Annotated in this window: 4 protein-coding genes and 1 pseudogene; 4 read left to right on the top strand and 1 reads right to left on the bottom strand. The window is 59.1% G+C overall.

Translation table 11 applies throughout. From position 1 onward, the window contains the following. Positions 1 to 115 precede the first annotated feature (115 nt). The 3 genes and pseudogenes from EQW76_RS28490 to EQW76_RS28480 all read left to right on the top strand — a co-directional run bounded on the left by EQW76_RS28490 (position 116) and on the right by EQW76_RS28480 (position 2,621). Positions 116 to 562: a transposase gene (locus tag EQW76_RS28490; protein ID WP_142832601.1), complete on the top strand. Its 447-nt coding sequence runs from the start codon at positions 116 to 118 to the stop codon at positions 560 to 562. 11 nt (positions 563 to 573) lie between these two features. Then, positions 574 to 912 carry an IS66 family insertion sequence element accessory protein TnpB gene (gene tnpB, locus EQW76_RS28485; RefSeq protein WP_107592581.1) on the top strand — a complete coding sequence of 113 codons (339 nt, stop codon included), beginning with the start codon at positions 574 to 576 and terminating at the stop codon, positions 910 to 912. A gap of 45 nt (positions 913 to 957) precedes the next feature. Further along, positions 958 to 2,621 (top strand): annotated as a pseudogene (locus EQW76_RS28480) (IS66 family transposase). Here EQW76_RS28480 and EQW76_RS28475 read toward each other — a convergent pair. Beyond that, a complete protein-coding gene (locus EQW76_RS28475; RefSeq protein WP_142832602.1) occupies positions 2,602 to 2,835 on the bottom strand; it encodes a DUF6429 family protein in 234 nt (77 codons plus the stop codon). The pseudogene EQW76_RS28480 and the gene EQW76_RS28475 overlap by 20 nt on opposite strands. 118 nt (positions 2,836 to 2,953) lie before the next feature. Here EQW76_RS28475 and EQW76_RS30090 point away from each other — a divergent pair. Further along, the coding region (locus tag EQW76_RS30090) for a hypothetical protein (RefSeq protein ID WP_244617046.1) at positions 2,954 to 3,143 on the top strand (190 nt) is incomplete at its 3' end.

The following is a 3,143-nucleotide window of genomic DNA, read 5'->3' as shown; positions in this document are numbered from 1 at the left end:
GACAGGGTCGGCGCGAGTTGGGTCTCTATCCAAGCCTCGAAGCTGCGGCTATTCAGTACGCGTCCGAGGAGGGCCGCCTTGCTAAGAAGTGAGGCGAACTGGATGTTCTGTCTATATGGACGTCAATATAGACAGTGTGAGAACCGTGGATTTAACGATAGAGAAGCGGCCGCAAGTTAGCCGTATGGAGATTGTCGATAGCGGGCGGCGTCGCCGTTTCAGCAACGAGGCCAAACTTGCGATCGTGGCGGAGAGTTATTCCGCCCCGCGTCAGGTCACGGCAACAGCACGTCGCCATGGGATCACACGCTTTCAGTTGAACGATTGGCGTAAAGCAGCTCGCGAGGGACGGCTCGGCAGTGGCCGTGGGAGTGAAGGGTTTATTCCTGCACTGTTGGTCCCGGAGCCAGGCATTCCGGTTGTTGCGCCGACCAATTCTTCGACGGCACATAGTGGGCTTATGGAGGTTGTCAGCGCCAATGGTCGCCGTGTGATTGTGGGACGCGATGTCGACGTTGAAGCGCTGCTTCGGATCCTGCGCGGACTGGAGGCGCTGAGGTGAATCCGTTTCCGATGGGAACAGGGGTCAAGGTCTGGCTTTCGACAGGGTATACTGACATGCGCTGTGGCTTTCCTTCTCTGGCGCTTCGGGTGCAGGAGGTTCTGAAGCATGATCCGTTGTCAGGGCATCTCTTCGTCTTCAGGGGTCGCAGATCGGATATTTTGAAGATCATCTGGCACGATGGTCTGGGCGCCTGCCTTTTTACCCGGCGGCTGGAGAAGGGCCGGTTTATCTGGCCGAATATGGAGGGCGGCGCGGTCGCGATCTCACCGGCACAATTGTCTTATTTGTTGTCCGGGATCGACTGGCGCAATCCGCAGGAAACCTGGCGTCCGACACGGATCGGATAGCATTATTGCATTGAAAATATTGAATGAATCTGATCGAATGGCTTCATGACTTCGAAGCCTGTGGACCTTCCTGCGGACCTTGCGAGCGCCTATCTGGCGCTGCTTTCCGAGCGTGAGATGTTACAGGCTGAACGTGATGTCGTTGTTGCCGAGCGCGACACCGTCGTCACTGAACGGGACATTGCGGTGGCGCAAGCCGCCAATGCGCAGGCCATGCTGTCGGACAGTGAGGCCTTGATTGCCAGTCTGGAGCTGGCGATCGAAAAGCTGAGACGCGAACTGCGCGGAAAGCGATCTGAGCGCACGGCGCGCCTGATCGACCAGATGGAATTGCAGCTCGAAGAACTGGTGATGGCGGCGACGGAGGATGAAGCCGCAGCGCAGGCGGCTTCCGCCAAGACCTCGAGCGTGCGTTCGTTCACGCGCAAACGGCCGGTCCGAAAGCCGTGGCCGGAGGATATCGAGCGCGAGCGCGTGGTCATCGATCCCCCGGCCACTTGCGCATGCTGCGGTGGATCACGGCTTTCCAAGCTGGGCGAAGACGTCACCGAGACGCTGGAAGAGATTCCGCGTCGGTTCAAAGTGATCGAGACGGTGCGGGAGAAATTTACCTGCCGTGACTGCGAAGCGATCAGCCAGCCGCCGGCGCCGTTCCATGCGACGCCGCGCGGCTTCATCGGTCCTCATCTGCTGGCGACGATCCTCTTTGACAAGTTTGGAATGCATAGCCCGCTGAACCGCCAGAGCACCCGGTTCAAATGCGAGGGCATCGAGCTTTCGACCTCGACGCTGGCCGACCAGGTCGGGTATGGAACGGCCGCGCTCCTGCCGATCTTTGATCTGATCGAGGCGCATGTCTTCGCGGCCGAGCGCCTTTTTGGCGACGACACCACTATTCCCATCCAGGCCAAAGACAAATGCACGACCGGGCGAATATGGACCTACGTATGCGATGACCGTCCCTACGGCGGCGCGGCGGCGCCGAGCATCCGCAGAAGCACCTGGCCGGGTATGGCGGCATTCTGCAGAGCGATTGCTACAATGGCTTCGAGCCGCTCAGTGTCGCCGAAAAGAAGGTGGTACCGATCACCTTTGCCTTTTGTCATGCGCACGCGCGGCGCAAATTCTTTGAACTGGCTGACATCCAGAAAAATGCCCGCGACCGCAAACGTAAAGGCAAGCCGATCTCGCCGATCGCGCTTGAGGCCGTCCAACGGTACGAGGCGCTGTTTGAGATCGAACGCGAGATCAATGGATTGAGTGCCGAAGAACGGTTGGCCGCGCGGCAGGAAAAGAGCAAGCCGCTGTTTGACGACATGCACGAGTGGCTGAAACGCGAGCGCGCCACGCTCAGCAAATCGTCCGAGGTGATCGAGCCGATCGATTACATGCTGAAGCGATGGGATGGTTTTGCGCGTTTCCTCGACGATGGCCGGATTTGTCTCACGAACAATACGGCCGAGCGCGCTCTGAGAGGAATTGCACTCGGGCGTCGAAACTGGACCTTCGCCGGTTCCCAGCGTGGGGCCGATCGTGCCGCCATCATGCTCTCCGTTATCACGACCTGCCGTCTCAACGACGTCGACCCAAAGGCGTGGCTCGCCGATGTGTTCGCCCGCATCGCCGATCTTCCTGTCTCCCGCCTGCACGAACTGCTGCCTTGGCACTGGAAGTCACACAAAGGAACGGCTATTGCGGCCGCCGCGTAAACAGCTCCCGGAACAATGCTTCCGAACGCTCCAGGCCTTCATCGGTCAGGATCAATGACTTCGACTTGTTGACTGGGTCGCCGATCATGCCCTTCTTGTGAAGCCGATCCGTCGTCGCCCAGTCGAAACCCTTCCAGGCCCAACGCTCGTTATGCAGCGTCAGCCATAACAGCGCCAAAACCGCCTCGTCGATCTTGTCCTCATCGATCTCCATCAACCGACATTACCACGCGCGCTGCTCAAAATCCTGCGGCCCTGCTCGGATGGATACGCTATTCATCGGCCTATCGACAATCCAGGGGGCAACCATTCCATAGGATCGTAGCCCAGCGATGAACGTTTGGGATTTCCACGACCCGAAGGGGGCGTGCGTTCGATATCGCTGGCCTCGGGGAGACCAGCCCGTCCGCTTTGTCAGCTTTGTGTTCGTCGACGTCTCGTCAATAAAAACCAGTCGTGCCAATGCCTTGTTGAAGAAAGGCTTTCGCCGCCCGGTCCACAGTTCACGCGCCCGCGCGATCT

Source organism: Rhizobium sp. rho-13.1 (assembly GCF_007000305.1).
GTDB lineage: Bacteria > Pseudomonadota > Alphaproteobacteria > Rhizobiales > Rhizobiaceae > Rhizobium > Rhizobium rhododendri.
The sequence above is the reverse complement of the archived record's forward strand: the minus strand, read 5'-3'. Positions and strand labels throughout refer to the sequence as shown.